17 protein-coding genes are annotated in these 18,487 nt (G+C 28.0%); 15 read left to right on the forward strand and 2 right to left on the reverse strand.

Annotated features, from left to right (window positions below; all coding sequences use genetic code 11):
* Positions 1-303 precede the first annotated feature (303 nt).
* The 15 genes from CSBG_RS04910 (at position 304) to CSBG_RS04975 (ending at position 17,409) form a co-directional block, all read left to right on the forward strand.
* Positions 304-1,374 carry an ABC transporter ATP-binding protein gene (locus tag CSBG_RS04910; protein WP_008677586.1) on the forward strand — a complete coding sequence of 357 codons (1,071 nt, stop codon included), beginning with the start codon at positions 304-306 and terminating at the stop codon, positions 1,372-1,374.
* Positions 1,374-2,255 carry a sugar ABC transporter permease gene (locus tag CSBG_RS04915; RefSeq protein WP_008677587.1) on the forward strand — a complete coding sequence of 294 codons (882 nt, stop codon included), beginning with the start codon at positions 1,374-1,376 and terminating at the stop codon, positions 2,253-2,255. Before CSBG_RS04910 ends, CSBG_RS04915 begins: the two co-directional genes overlap by 1 nt.
* 8 nt (positions 2,256-2,263) lie before the next feature.
* Entirely contained in the window at positions 2,264-3,082 is an 819-nt protein-coding gene (locus tag CSBG_RS04920) for a carbohydrate ABC transporter permease (protein ID WP_008677589.1), read from the forward strand.
* On the forward strand, positions 3,066-4,361 hold the full coding sequence (locus tag CSBG_RS04925) for an MBL fold metallo-hydrolase (protein WP_008677591.1): 1,296 nt from the start codon (positions 3,066-3,068) through the stop codon (positions 4,359-4,361). The genes CSBG_RS04920 and CSBG_RS04925 overlap by 17 nt, the downstream gene beginning before the upstream one ends.
* Positions 4,362-4,380: 19 nt before the next feature.
* Positions 4,381-5,637 (forward strand): ABC transporter substrate-binding protein, encoded by a 1,257-nt coding sequence (locus tag CSBG_RS04930; RefSeq protein WP_008677592.1) that lies wholly within the window; start codon positions 4,381-4,383, stop codon positions 5,635-5,637.
* 186 nt (positions 5,638-5,823) lie between these two features.
* Positions 5,824-7,338 (forward strand): bifunctional UDP-sugar hydrolase/5'-nucleotidase, encoded by a 1,515-nt coding sequence (locus tag CSBG_RS04935; protein WP_008677594.1) that lies wholly within the window; start codon positions 5,824-5,826, stop codon positions 7,336-7,338.
* A gap of 179 nt (positions 7,339-7,517) precedes the next feature.
* A complete protein-coding gene (locus CSBG_RS04940; RefSeq protein ID WP_008677596.1) occupies positions 7,518-8,876 on the forward strand; it encodes a PTS transporter subunit EIIC in 1,359 nt (452 codons plus the stop codon).
* Between the two features lie 17 nt (positions 8,877-8,893).
* Positions 8,894-9,880: a LacI family DNA-binding transcriptional regulator gene (locus CSBG_RS04945; RefSeq protein ID WP_008677598.1), complete on the forward strand. Its 987-nt coding sequence runs from the start codon at positions 8,894-8,896 to the stop codon at positions 9,878-9,880.
* A 10-nt stretch (positions 9,881-9,890) separates the two neighbouring features.
* Complete coding sequence (locus tag CSBG_RS04950) at positions 9,891-11,330, forward strand: sucrose-6-phosphate hydrolase (protein ID WP_008677600.1); 1,440 nt, start codon at positions 9,891-9,893, stop codon at positions 11,328-11,330.
* Positions 11,323-12,264: a carbohydrate kinase gene (locus CSBG_RS04955; protein ID WP_008677601.1), complete on the forward strand. Its 942-nt coding sequence runs from the start codon at positions 11,323-11,325 to the stop codon at positions 12,262-12,264. Before CSBG_RS04950 ends, CSBG_RS04955 begins: the two co-directional genes overlap by 8 nt.
* Positions 12,265-12,434: 170 nt before the next feature.
* Positions 12,435-12,824 carry a hypothetical protein gene (locus CSBG_RS18675; protein ID WP_051005275.1) on the forward strand — a complete coding sequence of 130 codons (390 nt, stop codon included), beginning with the start codon at positions 12,435-12,437 and terminating at the stop codon, positions 12,822-12,824.
* A 96-nt stretch (positions 12,825-12,920) separates the two neighbouring features.
* Positions 12,921-13,220, forward strand: a complete 300-nt coding sequence (locus CSBG_RS18680) for a chloride channel protein (protein WP_276508064.1) — start codon at positions 12,921-12,923, stop codon at positions 13,218-13,220.
* 260 nt (positions 13,221-13,480) lie between these two features.
* The gene (locus CSBG_RS04965) at positions 13,481-15,082 is read left to right on the forward strand and encodes a family 20 glycosylhydrolase (RefSeq protein ID WP_008677603.1); all 1,602 of its coding nucleotides are present in this window, start codon (positions 13,481-13,483) and stop codon (positions 15,080-15,082) included.
* Positions 15,083-15,700: 618 nt separating this feature from the next.
* Positions 15,701-16,753, forward strand: a complete 1,053-nt coding sequence (locus tag CSBG_RS04970) for an inorganic phosphate transporter (protein WP_008677605.1) — start codon at positions 15,701-15,703, stop codon at positions 16,751-16,753.
* A gap of 32 nt (positions 16,754-16,785) precedes the next feature.
* Positions 16,786-17,409 (forward strand): DUF47 family protein, encoded by a 624-nt coding sequence (locus tag CSBG_RS04975; RefSeq protein ID WP_008677606.1) that lies wholly within the window; start codon positions 16,786-16,788, stop codon positions 17,407-17,409.
* A gap of 170 nt (positions 17,410-17,579) precedes the next feature.
* Here the strand turns inward: CSBG_RS04975 and CSBG_RS04980 are convergent, their stop codons facing one another.
* Both CSBG_RS04980 and CSBG_RS17690 read right to left on the reverse strand, forming a co-directional pair.
* The gene (locus tag CSBG_RS04980; RefSeq protein WP_008677607.1) at positions 17,580-18,122 is read right to left on the reverse strand and encodes a hypothetical protein; all 543 of its coding nucleotides are present in this window, start codon (positions 18,120-18,122) and stop codon (positions 17,580-17,582) included.
* A 69-nt stretch (positions 18,123-18,191) separates the two neighbouring features.
* Positions 18,192-18,443, reverse strand: a complete 252-nt coding sequence (locus tag CSBG_RS17690) for a hypothetical protein (protein WP_147567999.1) — start codon at positions 18,441-18,443, stop codon at positions 18,192-18,194.
* Between the last annotated feature and the right edge of the window lie 44 nt (positions 18,444-18,487).

Genomic DNA, 18,487 nt, shown 5'->3' on the forward strand with positions numbered 1-18,487 from the left:
GAGAAAAATTTATTATAAAAATCTATTATAAATAGAATAAATAAGTCACTGATTTAAGAAAATATTCGTATGAATTTTATAGTATATTAAATGCAAATGTTAACAATGAATAAATTTACTACTTTTTCAGAAATATATAATATTGTATTAAAATAATTGTAAAAAAATATTAACAAATGTTAAAATTTATTTATTTAAAGTTAAAAATGCGAATAAATATTGTGTGGAATTAATAAATTTAGTATATTATATTTGTATTTAAATTTAGAATTTAACATAAAAAATAAACACTAGAGGTGAAACATGATACATATTGAAGAACTTAGAAAAGTTTATAACAATGGTTATGAAGCTTTAAAAAGCATTAATCTTGAGATTAACGAGGGTGAACTTGTTTGTCTATTAGGACCTAGTGGTTGTGGAAAAACAACTATATTAAATTTACTTGCAGGACTTTTAGATCCTACTAGTGGAGATATCAAATTTGATAATGAATCTATCATTGGAAAACATCCTAAAGATAGAAATATTGGTTTAGTATTTCAAAACTATGCGCTTTATCCTCACATGACAGTTTTAGAAAATGTTATGTTCCCTCTTACAGTTGGAAAGAAGAAAAAGCCTAAAAGTGAAGCAATTGAAATAGCTAAAAAGTATATGAAAATTACAAGTATCGAAGAATTAGCTAATAAGAAGCCAGGGGAAATGTCAGGTGGACAACAACAAAGAGTTGCTATAACAAGGGCATTAGTTCAAAATCCAAAAATCTTATTATTAGACGAGCCTTTAAGTAATTTAGATGCAAGATTAAGACTTAAAATAAGAGAAGAAATAAGAAGGCTTGTAAAAGAAATAGGTATTACTACTATTTTTGTTACTCATGATCAAGAAGAGGCATTATCTATAAGTGATAGGATAGTGTTAATGAATGAAGGTGTAGTTCAACAATTTGATATACCTCAAAATTTATATTTAGAGCCTGCAAACTTATTTGTAGCTAAGTTTATGGGAAATCCTATAATTAATATATTTGAGGTTGAAAAAGAAGGAAATATATTAAAGACAAGGGATTTCAATATTGATTTAAATTTATTAAATAAAGATAGATTTAAGCAAGATTTAAGTGAAAATAAGTATTTTGTTGGAATAAGACCAGAATACTTTGAAATGAGTGAAAATCCATTATTTAAAGTTAAAGTTGAATCTGTTGAGTTAATAGGAAAAGACTGTATAGTGAACTTCAATGTGAATGATGTAAACTCAAAATCAATTACTGATATAAGTAAAAGAGTACTTGAAGGCGACGAATTAGGGCTTGATATCGACTATAATGGAATCTATATATTCCAAGAGAATGGAGTTAGAGTATACTAATGAGAAAGTTAAAGTATAGAGCAGAAAATTCACCACAAGCATGGTTATTTCTTTTACCTGCTTTAATAGTAATTGGAATATTTAATGTATTACCATTAATTAAAACATTTATTATGTCTTTTCAAAAGGGAACTTTAAATAATTTAACACTTAATGGATTTAAAAATTATGAGATTGTTTTAAAAGATCCAAAGTTTCATACTGCATTAGGCAATACAGCTATTTTTGCTTTTGTAGTTGTACCTGTAGGATTAATTATTTCAATGTTTATTGCAATTACAATTTATGAAAGAATTAAACATAAAGATATTTTTGAAACCATATTCTTTATACCGTATTTAACAAGTGTAATAGCGGTTGGTATAGTTTTTAGATTTTTATTAAATGGTGAATATGGATTTATAAATTATATATTAGGACTTTTTAATGTTGGACCAATAAATTTTTTAGATGATCCTAATATGAGCATGATAACACTAGTTATATTTGGTATATGGTCAGGACTTGCATTTAATATAATTATATTACTTTCAGGTTTAAGAAATATTGATAAAAGTTATTATAAAGTTGCAGATATGTTTGGAGCAACAAAGATTGAACAATTTTTTAGAATAACGTTACCTCAAATGATACCAATTATTACGTTTTTATTAATGGTTAATTTTATTAGTGCATTTAAGGTTTATGCTCAAGTGTTTGCAATATTTAATGGAAAAGCAGGTATTGCAGATAGTGCCACTACAGCCGTGTTCTATATATTCAATAAGTTCTATGTTGAAAACCGTTATGGACAAGGAATGGCAGCAGCAGTTATCTTATTTGGTTTAATTTTAATTTTTACATTAATTCAAAATCGTATATTAAAAAGATTATCTAAGTAGGTGAAGTGATGAAAAAAGTTAATTTAGTTCTATCAAAGACGTTTATTGTTATTATGGCGTTGATTACATTATTTCCTTTTGTATATATGATTTTATCAAGTTTAATGACATACCAAGAGGCAACTAGTATTCCACCAACGCTATTTCCAGAGAAGTTTCAATGGGGAAACTTTGCTTTAGCAATGGAGCAAGCTCCTTTTGTTAGATATTTCTTTAATACGATTTTAGTTGCTGGAGTATCAACAATTGGAACAATAATAACTTCAATATTAGCAGGCTTTGCTTTAGTGAAGTTAGAGTTTAAATATAAAAATGCTTTAGTGCTTGGTATGGCAGCATTACTGATGGTACCATATGAAGTTACAGTTTTTACAAATTATCAAACAATTGCTCAGCTTGGATTATTAGATACATATACAGCATTAATAGTTCCATCATTAGCAAGCGTGTTTTACATATTTTATTTGAAAGAGTACTTAACAAGTATTCCTATTTCGTACTATAAAGCGGCAAAAGTTGATGGATGTAGTGACTTGGAATTTGTTAATAGAATTTTAATTCCTTTAGCAAAACCAGCATTATTTACAATGGGGATTTTAAGCTTTATTAATGGATGGAATTCTTTCTTATGGCCAATACTAGTAACAAATAGTAAAGAAATGAGATTACTAAGTAATGGATTAAGTTCCTTTGCTACTGAAAGCGGTTCAAATGTTCATTTACAAATGGCTGCATCAACAATTGCTATAGTTCCAATTTTAATTTTATATTTAGTCTTCAGAAAACAAATTATTAGAGGAGTTGTTAAGAGTGGCGTTAAAGGATAAGAAAACGAAGATTACGTTTCACAATGGGATTTTAACTATTGGAGGAACAATAATAGAAATAACATATGAAGATAGTCATATATTCTTTGATTTTGGAAGCGAATATAATCCAAAATCACCTGTACAACCAACTAATTTACAAGAATTGTTAGATGAGAATTTAGTTCCATATTTAAATAATATGTATGATCCTAAAATTCCACTAAAAGGTTATGAATCAAAAGAAGATAACTTTAAAAATACAGCAGTATTTTTATCACATGTGCATTTAGATCATTCAAAAATAGTAAATTATTTAAATCCAGAGATACCTCTATATACATTAGAAGGTACTAAATCTCTATTAAATACTTTAAATATAAATAATGATTTCCTTTTCCCTCTTCATGAGAGTAACGGAAAAAATACAAGAGATATAGTTGGAGTTAAAGAAAATGAAGTTATAGAAATTGGCAAAATAAAAGTTAAAGTAATGCCAGTAGATCATGATGCTTATGGAGCATCTGGTTTATTAATTGAAACTCCTGATTTAGTAATATCTTATACAGGAGATATAAGACTTCACGGATATAGAAAAGAAGCTACATTAAATTTCTGTAAGGAAAGTGAAAACTGTGATGTTTTATTAATAGAAGGTGTAAGTGTTTCTTTCCAAGATTTTGATGATGATGTTAGCGATAAAGAAATAACAAATGAGCCAGAATTAATAGAAAAGATAAATGAAATTGTTAATAATAATCCTAACAAGCAAATAACATTCAATTACTATATTTCTAATATAGAAAGAATTTTAAACATAATAAAAACTAATTCAAGAAAAGTTGTGTTAGATGCATATTATTCTTATGTATTAAAGGAAGCAACAGGATATGAATCTTATTATTATCAATTAGATAATGGAGATTATGGATTAGATGAAAATCTTAAAATTGATTTTGAAGCCTTATTAAATGATGAAGGTAGCTTTTTCTGGCAATTAGATAAACTTGCCATTGAACATATGGATAAATTAAAAGAAGGTGGAATTTATATTCACTCAAATGCAGTACCATTAGGTGATTTTGATCCTGCATACACACCATTTGTAAACAAATTCGAAGAAATGAATATTAAATTTGAAAGAGTTTCATGTAGTGGTCATGCTCATCCTTATGATTTAATAAAGATAATTAACTTAATTAAACCTAAGTTATTAGTTCCAATTCATTCATATCGTCCTGAAAAACTTTATAATGAATCTGGAGATAGATTATTACCAGAGAAAAAGCAAACAATTTAACAACAATGGAGGGTAAAAAATGAAGTTTAAAAAATTATTAGCATTAGCCCTATCAGTAGGATTATTAACTGGATGTTCTACTAAAGGTGCTGGAACAGGAAATGAAGACATAGTAACAGAAATAAAAGATCCAGTAGAGATAACATTCTGGCATGCTATGAGTGGAGATTTAGAAAAGTCTCTACAAAAATTAACAGATGAGTTTACTGCTCAAAATCCTAATATTAAGGTTACTTTACAAAATCAATCAAGTTATCCAGACTTACAACAAAAAATAACTGCAACAGTTGCAAGTCCAAAGGACTTACCAACAATAACTCAAGCATATCCTGATTGGATGTTTAACCCAATACAAGATGGATTAGTTACTGACCTAACTCCATACATAGAAAATGAAACTCTTAAGTTTGATAATTATGATGATATATTACCAAGCCTTAGAGAAGCAGCTAAAATAGATGGAAAGATATATGGAATGCCATTTAATAAATCAACAGAAGTTATTTGGTATAACAAAACATTATTTGATGAATTAAATTTAACACCTCCAACAAATTATGATGAACTTGTAAAAGTTGCAAAAGAAATCAAAGATAAAAAAGGTATTCCAGGAGCTGGATTTGATTCTTTAAATACTTATTATACTACATTCTTAAAATCAGAAGGTAAAACTTTTGATAATAACTTTGACGTTACAAGTGATGCATCAGTTAAAGCAGTTAATTACTACTTAGATGGTGTAAAAGAGGGTTACTTCAGAATTGCAGGAACAGATAAATATTTATCAGGACCATTTGGAAATGAAACTATAGGTATGTATGTTGGTTCAAATGCAGGTGAAAACTTTGTTAAACAAGGTGTTGGTGACAAATTTGAAGTAGGCGCTGCTCCATATCCAACAAATGCTTCACTACAACAAGGTACTGATTTATATGTATTCTCAAGTGCAACACCAGAACAAAAGACTGCTGCATACGAATTCTTAAAATTCTTAACTAGCAAAGAAAAACAAATTCAATGGGCTTCAGAAACTGGATATATGCCAGTAAGACAAAGTGCTATTGAATCAGAAGAATATAAAAATTCTGGAAGCTTAATAGCTCCAATATTAGCAGATGCAACTAAGAACTTATATACAAATCCAGTAATGAGTGGTGCTGATGCTGCATATCGTGAAGCAGGTACAGTTTTAGAATCAGTATTAGCTGATACTAAAACAGATGTTACTAAAAAGTTAGAAGAATTTAAAACAACTTTAAATTCAATTTGGGAGTAATATAATATTATTTCTATATAAATGGAGCTGTCTAAAGGCAGCTCCAAATTAAAATGTAGAATATGAGATTTATAGAAGTTGAAAATATTTTATATTATGCATAAAACTCCGTAAGGAGTTTTTTCTTTAATTCTAAATTCTACATTATTTATTTTACATTGTGTCACAGCACATTAAGGAGGTACTATGAAATTAGTTATTTATCAAACTAGTGATTTACATGGATTTGTATATCCAACTAATTATGTAACTGAAAAATCTCTTGGAATATTAAAAATAGGAACTTATATCTTAAAGGATGAAAAAAATTATGATGAATCTTTAAAGATAGATTGTGGTGATTTAATTCAAGGCTCAGCTTTAACTCATTATTTATCTAAGCAAAAAATAGATACCAATCCAATTACAGAGCTTTTAGAAGATATAGGATATGACGCATATACTTTAGGTAATCATGAATTTAATTATGGATTAGATTATTTAAATACTGCTTATAAAACAATTTCAAATAAGATTATAAATTCTAATATTAAAGGTTTAGCATTTGATAGTAAGCCTTATAAGATTTTTGATTTTAATGGCTTTAAGGTAGGATGTATAGGATTTACAACATCATTCATACCTAATTGGGAGCAGGAGAAGAATATAAAAAACTTAGAGTTCTTAGATCCAGTTAAAGTTTATGGAGAATACGAAAATGAACTAAAAGAAAAATCAGATATGATAATAGTTTGTTATCATGGAGGTTTTGAAAAAAGTTTAGATGGTAATAATACTCCTACAGAAAAGTTAACCAAAGAAAATCAGGCTAGTGAATTACTAGAAAATTATGATTCAATAGATATAGTTTTAAGTGGACATCAACATAGATCTTTCATAACAAAAGTTAATGGAGTTATATGCACACAACCTATGCATAATGGACAAAATTTTACTAAGATAGTTATAGATACAGAAACTAAAGAAGTAACTTATGAATTAGTAGATGTATCAAAATTAAATGATGAAATAAATATTGAATTAGAAAAGAGATTTACTAATTTAAATAAAGAGTTACAAGAGTATTTAGATAAGGAAATAGGTCATTTTAAAAATGATATAATACTAGATGATATATTTATAGCAAGGCTTAAGGGCCATCCTTTTATAAATTTCTTACATGAAGTTCAATTAGATATTTCTAATGCTGACTTTTCTGCTTTATCGTTATTTGATACTGCCATTGGATTTAAGAAAAATGTTTCAATTAGAGATGTACTAATTAATTATCCATATCCAAACACATTAAAGGTACTTAAGATTAAAGGCAGCAAAGTTAAAGAAGCTATTGAAAAAAGTGCTACATATTTTGTTTTAGAAAATAATGAAGTTAAAATTAATAATGAATTCTTAGTGCCAAAGATACAAAACTATAATTATGATACATTTGCAGGTTTAACTTATGAAATAGATTTAAATAAAGATTTCGGAAATCGTGTTGTTTCAATGAAGAAAGATGGAAAAGAAATAGATTTAAATGAAGATTACACAATAGTTTTAAATAATTATCGTGCAAGCAATACAGCTATTTATCCAGCTTACGAAAATGCCGAAGTGGTAAAAGAAATAAATATGGATATGAGTGAGCTTATAATAGATTATTTCCAAAGAAACCATGAAGTAGATGTTCCAACTGAAAGTAGTTATATAATTAAATATTAATATTTTTTTAGTTCAAGGATATAATAATTTAATATCCTTGAATTTTTTTACAAGAAAATAGTTATGTGGAACTGATATCATAAATAATATAATAGTTTATTAAAATAAACAAATTAAACGTTGACATGAAAATGTGGAACTGGTATCATAATCTTATAAAATTTAAGGGGGATGGTATTATGAGTAAAGAGAAAATAGTAGCAGATTCAATTCTTGAAAATATTGGAGGAATGGATAATATTAAGTCTATGGAACATTGTGCAACAAGACTAAGACTTATATTAAAAGACAATGAAAAAATTAATTCAGATGAAATTGAAAAAATTGATAGTGTGAAAGGTCAATTTATGGCTGCAGGGCAATATCAAATTATTCTAGGAACAGGATTTGTAAATAAGGTATATGGTTGTATAAAAGAGTTGAATAGTAATATTAAAGCAGACAATAAATCTGAAGCATATGAAAATATGACTTTAATACAAAAGATTAGTCGTATATTAGGAGATATATTTGTGCCAATAATTCCTGTCTTAGTTGCAACTGGAATGTTCATGGGAATTCGTGGATTAATAACAAATTTAGGTGTCAACCTCGATGGAAATTTATTAGTGTTATCACAGGTACTGACTGATACAGCTTTCGCTTTTTTACCTGCATTAGTTGCATATTCAGCAATGAAAAGATTTGGCGGAACTCCAATTGTAGGCTTTATATTAGGCTTGATGCTTGTTGCACCACAGTTACCAAATGCTTATTCAGTAGCATCAGGGGCAGCTGAACCTATTTATATGTCTTTATTAGGACTATCAATTCCAATAGTAGGTTATCAGGGTTCAGTATTACCAGCATTAGTAATAGCAATTATTGCCGCAAAATTAGAAAAATATTTAAGAAAAATTGTACCTAATGTACTAGATTTGATAGTAACACCTTTTTTAACTTTATTAGTTTCGATGATAATAGGATTGTTAATAGTTGGTCCTATAATGCATCAAAGTGAAGTTGTAATTTTAGGATTAGTTAAATCATTTATAACAATTCCTTATGGAATAGGAGCATTTATTGTTGGAGGTTTGAATCAATTCATCGTAGTAACTGGAGTTCATCATGTTTTTAGTGCTTTAGAAATAGATTTGCTTGCAAATACAGGTAGTAATGTATATAATGCAATTGTTACAGGGACTGCAACTGCACAAGGAGCAGCTGCATTAGCCGTAGCATTTAAAACTAAAAATAAAAATAAACGTTCATTATATATATCAAGTGCAATTCCTGCATTTTTAGGAATAACAGAGCCATCAGTTTTTGGAGTTAATTTAAGATTTATAAAACCATTTATATGTGGATGTATTGGTGCAGCAGTAGCTGCTATGGTTGCTGGAATGATGAATTTAGCTGCTACTGGAATGGGAATGACAGGATTGCCAGGAATTCTACTATACTTAAACGGACAAGTACTAGGATACTTAGTGATATTATCTATTAGTATAGTAGTTTCATTTATCTTAACATATATAGTATTTAAACCGGAAGAGTAGAATTAGGAGGAGTTTATATGAGTAAGGTCACAATCCAAGACATTGCTAATATGTGTCAAGTTTCTAAAAGTAGTGTTTCTCGCTATCTAAATGGAGGATATGTAAGTAAGGAAAATAGAGCAAAAATCAAAGAAGCAATCGAGAAAACTGGATTTGAAGAGAATTTTTTTGCTAAAAGGTTAAAAACCAAAAAGAGCAATTTAATTGGAGTGATTATTCCTCGTATAGATTCCTCAACAGTAGGTAAAGTGTTAAATGGAGTTAACAGTGTTATAGAAAAAGAAGGATATACTACTATTATGTTAATTTCTAATCTTAGTACCCAAAAAGAGCTTGAACACATTAATTCATTATATCAGCAAGGGGTTGATGGAATTATTGTAGATACGCTTGGGATAACTAAGCAGCATGTTGAGTTAATTAATAAAATAGATATACCAGTAATATGTTTATGTCCTAAAAATGACTATATAAACTATATGAGTATTGACGATTATGAAGCTGGTAGAATTATGGGAGATTATTTTTATAAATTAAATCATAGAAAAATTGTTTTCTTAGGAGTTAGCGAACAGGATAAAGCAGTAGGAGTTTTAAGAAGAAAAGGGTTCTATGATGTCTTTAAAGAAAGTGGAGAAGATTATAAAATTGATTTTGTTGAAACTGATTTTACCTTTGATAAAGCATATAGAAAAGGTGAGGAAGTACTTTCTTATAATCCGACAGCTGTTATATGTGCTACAGATAATATTTGTTTAGGTTTAATGTTATATTTAAATGAAAAAAATATATCAATTCCTAATGATGTATCAATTGCTGGATTTGGAGGCTATGATGTAGGAGCTGTAATATATCCTCCACTTACAACAATAGAATTTAATCATGGACTTTTAGGAGCGAAGTCGGCAGAAGCTTTATTAAAGTTAATTGATGGAAAAGAAATGGAGAAAAATGAAATTATTCCACTTAGTTTAATTGAAAGAAAATCAGTAAAGAAAATCTAGAAGGAGTAATATGAAGAAATCAGTAGTAGAATTAAATGATGAATTTAGTAGTGCTATATATCCTTTAAAAGGTGAATTTAGGAACAAATATCATATAGAGGTACCTAATGGTCTTATAAATGATCCAAATGGATTGTCCTATAATAAAGGAGAATATAATATATTCTTTCAGTGGAATCCGTATACCTGTGAACATAAGTATAAGCACTGGGGGTATATAAAAACTAAGGATTTTATAAGATATAAAAAACCAAAGATAATGCTTGCGCCAGATTCAGTTATTGATAAAGATGGGTGTTATTCTGGAACAGGAAAATTTATAGATGACAAATTAAATATATTTTATACTGGAAATGTAAAAAATAATGGAGAAAGAATTCCTCATCAAAATATAGCCATATTTGATGAGAATGATATGTTGATAAAGAAGAAGCCATTAATAGTTGGTATTCCAGATGGATATACTGAACATTTAAGAGATCCATTCTATATTAATATTAATGGAGTTTATTGTATGATATTAGGTGCTCAAAATAAAAGCTTAAAAGGTAGAGTAGTAATGTATATATCTAAGGATATGAATACATGGGATTTTTATGGTGAGATTAACACTAAATTAGATGATTTTGGTTACATGTGGGAATGCCCTAATCTAATTAATATAAATGGTTATGACGCATTAATATTTTCTCCTCAAGGACTTGAAAAGCATGAATTTAAATATCAAAATTTGTATCAGTCTGGATATATATTAGGACACTATAATTTTGAAAATAATACCTTTATGCATAATTCATTTTATGAATTAGATTATGGATTTGATTTTTATGCGCCTCAAGTATTTAGAGATAATAATAGGATTATAATGATTGGATGGCTTGGAATGCCGGAAGATAATATTGAGAAAGAAAGTCCCACATTAAAAAATAATTATATTTATACATTAACAATGCCGAGAGTTTTGAAAGTTGAGAATGGGAGAATAAAGCAATCACCTTTAGAAGAAATAAAGTTATTAAGGGATAAAGAGATATTAGAAAATAAAAATATGATATGTGAAAGACATGAAGTTAATATAAAAAATAGATGTTTAGAAATAAATTTAGAATTAGAAGTTTTCGCAGATTTTAAATACATTTTAGAGTTTAAAAAAGAAAAAATAATATTAGAATATAAAGCATTTGATAATATTTTAATTTTAGATTTTACTAATTTGAATAAAGGTAAAAATGGAGTTAGAAAAGTAAAAATGCCTGATAATAAATTAAGAAGCATACAAATGTTTCTAGATGTAAGCACTTTAGAAATATTTATTAATGATGGTGAAATAACTATGACTTCATCATTTTTCGCTGAATCAGGAGATGTGAATTTAAGGATGAGTTCAGATAAGGAATTTAAATTAAATTCTTATAGAGTATGGAATATGAGAGGTTTTATATATGAGTAAAATATATTGTATAGGTGAGTTGCTTATCGATATGGTATGTATAGATGGAAAAGGGCTTAAAAATGGGGATAAGTTCGAAAAAAAGGCAGGAGGAGCTCCAGCTAATGTAGCATGTACTATATCTAAAATGGGTAAGAGAGCTAGTTTTATTGGACAAATTGGAAAAGATTATTTTGGAGAATACTTAGGGGAAGTTTTGGATGGTTATTCTATAGATAAATCTTTATGCTCTTATGGCGGTAACACTACTATAGCATTGGTCGGTATTGATGAAAGCGGAGAAAGAAATTTCAACTTTATAAGAGGTTGTGATGGTGATTATAAATATAATAATATAATTTCTAATTACTTTACAAATGAAGATATTCTTCATTTTGGTAGTGCAACAGCTTTTCTTGGTGGTGAGTTGAAAGAAACATATTTTAAATTGCTAGATTTAGCAATAAGAAGTAATATGTTTATTTCATTTGATCCCAATTATCGTGATTCATTAATATCAGAAGAGCTACTTCAACAATTTGTAGAGAATTGTATTCATTTTATTTCGAAAAGTGATTTTGTTAAAATGAGTGAAGAAGAAGTTTTATTAATAACTAAAGAAAGTAATATTGAGCTTGCTATAAAGAAAATACATAGTTTGGGAGCAAAAATAGTTACTGTTACATTAGGATCAAAGGGAACGATTTTATCATATAATAATGAAATTTCTATTGTTAATAGTATAAAGATTAACCAAGTAGACTCTACTGGAGCAGGTGATTCTTTTGTTGGGGCAATGCTATCTTTCATTTCAGAATTAAAGCATAGGAATTATTCATATTATGAATTAAAGAAAATTTGTAAAAAGGCTAATATCGTTGGTGCAATAACTTGTACAAAATATGGAGCAATGGATTCCATACCAAATTTAGAAGAAGTAAATAAGTTAATATAATAGTTTGATTTTTATGGAATTATAAAAGTTTAATAACGCTATCACAAGAGGTAGTGTTATTGAACTTTTATTTTTATATTTATAAAGAAAATTAGTTATAGGGAATTGTTTTTTATAATATCAAATACTAAGGTTTAGCAATAATTATAAAATGATTAAGGAGAATATTTATGAGTGAACAAGTTTATAACGAAAAAAATCAGGATTATTATAAATTAATTCGGAAAATATTTAAATGGATAATATTGAGTATTGCTATGGCAATTCCTATAGGCATAGTAGTTGGATTATATAATATGATCTTAAAAGCTGTAAATAGCTATAGAAATGAATATGAATATTTAGTGTATTTTCTACCGATTGCAGGATTAATAATTACATTTATGTATTTAAAAACAAAAAGAAATGTATATTCAGGAGAAAATTTACTAAAGTCAGAAGTTCAATCTGAAGCTAAGGATATCCCATTTTATATGACATTTGTAGTTTTCATAGGATCTTTACTTACTACTATTTGTGGTGGGGCTGCAGGTAAAGAAGGTTCAGTAGTAGCAATGTGAGGAACTTTAGGAGATTTTATAGCAAGAAAATTTAAACTATCAGATGATGAACAAAGAACATTAGTAATATGTGGAGTTGGAAGTGCTTTTGAAGTAATATATGATGTTCCTTTTGTAGGAGCTGCATTAGGAAGTTGGATTGCAAAATTTATAAATATACCATTAGCCTCTTGTGCAGCATTAGGTATGATAGGGTTTTTTTGTAGTGCAACATCATTACCAATAACAGCTATAACAATGTCATTAGAATACTTCGGAGGTGAGGAAATGGTAGCCATTATAATTGTTATGACTGTTAGTTATATAATTTCTGGATTCTATGATATATTAACTAAGCGAAAAATACCTGAGGGAAAAGGAAAGATATTTGAAGGTAAAGTTCATAAAAATAAGTAGATTATAAAGTACATATGATTTAATTATAATTTAAATTTTATTAGAGGTGTAAATATAGAAACATGTTATTTTAGCAGGTTTCTATATTTATATAATAACTTAGATTAAGTCATAAATTAATTTAATTAAAACATGGTATATACTTTCAATTTTTAGGTTATAAGATAATAATGAAAGGTGTTATGTAACTTACAATAAAGATGTAACATTTAAATATGTATTTTATATAAGATTATAATAAGTATAAAGAAGGTGAACCAATGAAGAATGTATCTAATAAGTTTTGGGGTTTTATACCTATAACTACGATAGCTATAATATTATTAATTTTTTCCTCAATAATAATTTTTAAAGATAAAGAAGAATTGCAATCAGTATCTGTAAAAGAAAGTAGCAATAATAATATCATACCTAAACCATTAAGTTATAAAAAAGGAACAGGAAACTTTTATCTTACTAAGGAAACTTCGATTTATGTAAATGGAAATAATGAGGCCGAAACAGAGGAACTTAGTAGAATTGCAGAATTATTAAGAGAAAAGTTAAAGCCTTCAACAGGATTTGAGTTAAATATTATTAAGGGGAACAATTCTTCAAAATCAAGTATTTATTTAACTACTATTGGAGGAGAAGAAGCACAAGGCAATGAAGGATATAAAATAATAACTACTTCTGAAAATGTTAAGATAATAGCATATAAGCCTGAGGGTGTATATAGAGGAATTCAAACATTGAGGCAGCTTCTGCCACCAGATATTGAAAAAAGTACATTAGTGACTAATATTGAATGGAGCATTCCTGTTTCTACAATATATGATAAGCCAGAATATTCATATCGAGGATTAATGATTGATGTTGCGAGACATTTTTTCACTGAAGATGATATTAAACGTCAAATAGATTATGCAGCACAATATAAAATAAACAGAGTGCATTTACATCTTACTGATGACCAAGGATGGCGTATAGAAATAAAAAAATATCCAGATTTAACTCTTATAGGAGGAAGTACAGAAGTAGGTGGCGGACCAGGAGGTTATTATACACAAGATCAATTTAAAAGTATAGTTAAATATGCAGCTGATAGGTATATTGAAATAATTCCAGAAGTTGATATGCCGGGACATAGTAATGCAGCATTAGCTTCTTATGGATTTTTAAATCCTGATGGAAAAAGAAAAGCGTTATATACAGGAACAGATGTAGGATTTAGTTCTTTTATGGCACATAGTGAAAGAACATATGAATTTCTTGATGATGTAATTAGAGAAATTTCAGCCATATCACCTTCAAAGTACTTTCATATAGGAGGAGATGAAGCCGAGAACACTAAAAAAGCTGACTATGATTATTTTGTAGGAAGAGTATCTAAGATAGTTCAAAGCTATGGGAAAACTCCAATTGGATGGGATCCAATAGATACTGCTCCAGAAATAAATTCAAGTGTAATATTACAAAATTGGAAAGATTCAAATGAAGCAGCTAGAGAAAAAAATATGAAAATGATAATTTCAATTGCATCCAAAACCTACTTAGATATGAAGTATAATGAAAATACACCTTATGGATTAACATGGGCAGGATATATTCCTATAGAAACTGCATATAGCTGGGATCCTACAGAATATGCTCCTAAGGATTTAATTCTTGGAGTAGAGTCTCCATTGTGGACGGAAACTATTTCAACTGTAGAACAAATGGATTTTATGATATACCCAAGATTACTAGGGTATGCTGAAATTGGTTGGACACCTAAAGAATTTAGAAACTGGGATGAGTATAAAATTAGGTTAGAGAAGCAAGGGGAGAGACTTACAAATCAAGGCATAAATTATTATAGAGATAATACGATATGGAAATAAAACTAAAGTAGCATTAGAAGTATAATAAGATAACGAAAAGACATAATATAAATTTTTAAAATAATACCTATATAAAAATTATATAGGTATTATTTTTGTAAAATCAAAATCTATTCAGAAATATTTTTAAACTTGTTATAAAATTTGTTAAGTGATGATAACAACATGATTTTAATTGATTGTAGATATCCTAAATTTTTATCAGTGATAGAATAGTACCCTAGAAAAAATCATATTCTATAATGATAGATTATACACAAAAAATAAGAAAATATATTACGAAAATCTAGTGAAAACATATAATATTGATGAAAAAAATAGTTTTAGGCGAGCGTTTTAACAAGAATTTAACATTAATTAACTTAATCTTCTTAAACGGTTATTATTACAATGCTTTGCTATTTAACAAGAATTTAACACGGATTTAAGGGCATAAACTGTGTATTTATCTTGTATTTTTAAGATTAAATATTATATAATCACATTGTAAAAATTTTATGAATAATATTATTACAATACTGAAGAATATTATATATGTATATTTATTTCTGAGATAAAATTTGAATTTTATACCATATATAGATGAAAAATTAACGTAAAAATGAAAGGGGATATTTCATGACTATTTCTTTCTTTGAATTTATAAGACAAGTAATAGAAAATCCTGCATTATTAATAACAGTAATTTTAACATTAGGAGTAATTTTAGTAAATGGATGGACAGATGCTCCTAATGCTATTGCAACATGTGTATCTACAAGAGCAATAGGTCCTCGTGCAGCAATATTAATGGCAGCTATCTTTAATTTTCTAGGTGTTTTTGTAATGACAATGGTAAATGCAAATGTAGCAATGACCATTTATAATATGGTTGATTTTGGAGGAAACTCTGGCGATGCATTGGTTGCTTTATGTGCTTCATTATTTGCTATAGTAGTTTGGGCAACTACTGCTTGGTATTTTGGAATTCCTACAAGCGAAAGCCATGCATTAATTGCTGGCATATCAGGGGCGGCAATTGCTCTTCAGGGTGGATTTAGCGGAATTAATGGAGGCGAGTGGATAAAAGTAATTTATGGACTAGTACTTTCTACCGGATTAGGTTTTGGAATGGGATGGGTAACAGTTAAGATTATAGAATTTATATTTAAAGGGTTTGATCGTAGAAAAACAAGCGGTTTCTTTAAATATTCACAAATTGGTGGAGGAGCTGCAATGGCATTTATGCATGGAGCTCAAGATGGACAAAAGTTTATGGGCGTATTTATGCTTGGAATATTCTTAGCAAATGGACAAGGTGGAGTTGAAAGCTTTGTTATACCAGTATGGTTAATGATAGTTTGTTCTTTAGTTATGGCTTTAGGTACTTCTATAGGAGGATATAAAATTATAAAAGCTGTTGGTATGGATATGGTTAAATTGGAGCAATATCAAGGATTTTCAGCAGATGTAGCGGCAGCAGGGTGCCTTCTTATTTCTTCCGTAACAGGAATTCCTGTAAGCACAACTCATACTAAAACAACTTCAATAATGGGAGTCGGGGCAGCAAAGAGATTAAGTTCTGTAAACTGGGGTGTTGTTAAAGAGATGGTTTGGACATGGGTTCTTACTTTCCCAGGTTGTGGTATTATCGGATTTTTAATGGCGAAGTTTTTCATTTGGATTTTTTAATAAAATAAAACTACAAAGGAGTAGGATTAAAAATGGCAACTAAAAAAGGAAATGATTATTTTGAAATGTTATCTGAGTTAGTAGATTATTCATGTAGTGCAGCAAATTTACTTTATGATACTTTATTAAACTTTGAGGTAAATAAAATAGAAAATAAAATAGAAGAGATGCACAAGATTGAGCATTCAGCAGACTTAAAAAAACACGATATGATGGATAAATTACTTAAGGAGTTTATTACACCTATCGAAAGAGGAGATATTGCAGAATTAGCTCATGAAATTGATAATGTAACGGATGCTATAGAAGATATCTTAGCGAGAATATACATGTTTAATATTACTTCTATGAGAAAAGAAGCTTTAGATTTTGCTAATGTAATAATAAAAAATTGTAATGAGTTAAAAGGTTTAATGAAAGAATTTCGTAATTATAAAAAATCACAAGAAATTCAGAAATTAATAGTAAATATAAATGGATTAGAAGAAGAAGGAGATAAGTTATATATTATGAGTATAAGAAATCTTTATACTACTTCAAAAGATCCCATTGAATTAATGACATGGACAGATACTTTCAAGTATTTTGAAAGATGTTGTGATGCTTGCGAAACTGCAGCAAATGTAGTTGAAAGTGTAATAATGAAGAATTCATAATAAATATATAAAATATAATAAAAGGCTGTTGAGTTTCAACAGCCTTACTTTATTTCTATTTAAAATTCATTTATTTTTTTAGATGTTATTGCAGGTACTTTAATATATTCGTCTCTAATATATACTACTGAAAAATATATATAATAATTGGATGCAAAACAGCATTAGATTTACTTACAATATTTTAGCCATCTAGAATAAATCTCAGGTCTTTCAGTTTCAACGAAATTTAAAAAATCTTCTTTGTAGCCAAGATTGTTTAATCCCTTAATAATTAACTTAGGATATACGGTTTTCTTTTTCATTGCTTTTGCGGTATCAATAAGTTTAACATCATTTAATGGTGTTAAAAATATATGGAATAAAGCAGAATCTAATCGTGTATATCCTATAGAATACATGGCCTCATAAATCTCTATGATTTTACTTGAGATATCTGATGTAAGAGGACGAGATAACAAATATTTATTTAACTCTGTTCCATCTATATATTCTCTTATGATGTGCTTTTCACCATATGAGTATATTTTAGGGAAATGTGAATTTGTTTGAGCCATAAGTAAGGTGTGGATTTCATTCCTACAAGATTGTTTCTTTTTAAAAATTTTTATGCACTTTTCTGTATCTATTTTGTACACTTTTCCTTGAGTTCCACTACCAAGTAATTGTAATTCATTTATATTTATTCCGTCGTAGAGTTTAATGATAATCACCTAACCAAAAAGTAATAACAATATTATTATATGAAAAATAATAAATTTGACTTACTTTATTTTACATTTTTATAACTCTATTTCTTCAGCTTTTATCTTAAAATTAGCATCTTTATAGGACTTTTTTATATATGATGCTGAACCTATAAATGTTAAAAGATAACCAATAAGTAAATTTTTCATAAACTCGACTTTAATTGAAGGTTCTGATAAAAAATCTGGAACAGATTTTAATGCGTCGAAAAATGTTATTTCATAATATGCTTTAAATTCTGAATAAATATCTATAGCTAATGAAATCTGGTTTGCTAAATATACCATTATAATAGTGATTATAGAGGTGATAATAACTCCTGTTATATTAA

Origin of the sequence: Clostridium sp. 7_2_43FAA (assembly GCF_000158375.2) — a bacterium.
GTDB classification, from domain to species: domain Bacteria; phylum Bacillota; class Clostridia; order Clostridiales; family Clostridiaceae; genus Clostridium; species Clostridium tertium.

What these genes read in the sequence shown, in the direction of transcription:
- CSBG_RS04965 (WP_008677603.1), top strand. Translation starts at nt 13,481, where the DNA reads ATGAAGAATGTATCTAATAAGTTTTGGGGTTTTATACCTATAACTACG.
- CSBG_RS04950 (WP_008677600.1), top strand. Translation starts at nt 9,891, where the DNA reads ATGAAGAAATCAGTAGTAGAATTAAATGATGAATTTAGTAGTGCTATA.
- CSBG_RS04945 (WP_008677598.1), top strand. Translation starts at nt 8,894, where the DNA reads ATGAGTAAGGTCACAATCCAAGACATTGCTAATATGTGTCAAGTTTCT.
- CSBG_RS04915 (WP_008677587.1), top strand. Translation starts at nt 1,374, where the DNA reads ATGAGAAAGTTAAAGTATAGAGCAGAAAATTCACCACAAGCATGGTTA.
- CSBG_RS04940 (WP_008677596.1), top strand. Translation starts at nt 7,518, where the DNA reads ATGAGTAAAGAGAAAATAGTAGCAGATTCAATTCTTGAAAATATTGGA.
- CSBG_RS04930 (WP_008677592.1), top strand. Translation starts at nt 4,381, where the DNA reads ATGAAGTTTAAAAAATTATTAGCATTAGCCCTATCAGTAGGATTATTA.
- CSBG_RS04970 (WP_008677605.1), top strand. Translation starts at nt 15,701, where the DNA reads ATGACTATTTCTTTCTTTGAATTTATAAGACAAGTAATAGAAAATCCT.
- CSBG_RS18675 (WP_051005275.1), top strand. Translation starts at nt 12,435, where the DNA reads ATGAGTGAACAAGTTTATAACGAAAAAAATCAGGATTATTATAAATTA.
- CSBG_RS04910 (WP_008677586.1), top strand. Translation starts at nt 304, where the DNA reads ATGATACATATTGAAGAACTTAGAAAAGTTTATAACAATGGTTATGAA.
- CSBG_RS17690 (WP_147567999.1), bottom strand. Translation starts at nt 18,443, where the DNA reads ATGGTATATTTAGCAAACCAGATTTCATTAGCTATAGATATTTATTCA.
- CSBG_RS04975 (WP_008677606.1), top strand. Translation starts at nt 16,786, where the DNA reads ATGGCAACTAAAAAAGGAAATGATTATTTTGAAATGTTATCTGAGTTA.
- CSBG_RS04955 (WP_008677601.1), top strand. Translation starts at nt 11,323, where the DNA reads ATGAGTAAAATATATTGTATAGGTGAGTTGCTTATCGATATGGTATGT.
- CSBG_RS04920 (WP_008677589.1), top strand. Translation starts at nt 2,264, where the DNA reads ATGAAAAAAGTTAATTTAGTTCTATCAAAGACGTTTATTGTTATTATG.
- CSBG_RS04935 (WP_008677594.1), top strand. Translation starts at nt 5,824, where the DNA reads ATGAAATTAGTTATTTATCAAACTAGTGATTTACATGGATTTGTATAT.